The 539-nt window shown below is 40.6% G+C and carries 1 pseudogene; it reads right to left on the bottom strand.

From position 1 onward, the window contains the following. Positions 1-448 (bottom strand): annotated as a pseudogene (locus tag EVJ28_RS13960) (LuxR C-terminal-related transcriptional regulator); the annotation flags it as partial. Positions 449-539 lie beyond the last annotated feature (91 nt).

Genomic DNA, 539 nt, shown 5'->3' with positions numbered 1-539 from the left:
CTCTTAAACCTTGCTGCCACGATTCTGCTCGTTCATTATCAAAGAACTTTACATAACTCGCACGCGAATAGCCTAGCGTTGCAACAAACGCTTTCAGCGATTTTTTACCTCGCCGGATGCTGGTGAAGTCGATTTGCATTTGTTGACCTGGCTGTGTTTCAAAACAGACGACTACTTCGGGAACAATGCTTGGTTTAAATTGACAAACAAATCGGCGTAATTGAGCAATACCACCTTGATAGCCGTTTTCAACTACCTCATCAAATAAGACTGTTGCAGGGATCCAATCAGGTTTAGCCAGTTCAATTCGCTGAAGCAAATAAGGTTTAAAGGGGGATAATTTAGTCGGTTGTTGTAAATGATGTTTTACGGTGTTACGGGATATACCCAACTCACTGGCAATTTTTCGAAGGCTTTGTCCTTGTGCAAAGCGAACATGAATATCCACAAATATCTCCTTGGTTAACATAAATTATCCGTACAAAAATGTGCGAATAATACCAAGTGGATCAGTTTTAGATGATCGTTAGTGGATCAGT

Origin of the sequence: Exiguobacterium sp. SH3S3, assembly GCF_004337115.1 — a bacterium.
GTDB classification, from domain to species: Bacteria; Bacillota; Bacilli; order Exiguobacteriales; family Exiguobacteriaceae; genus Exiguobacterium; species Exiguobacterium aurantiacum_A.
This window is presented reverse-complemented; position numbering and strand designations above follow the sequence as displayed.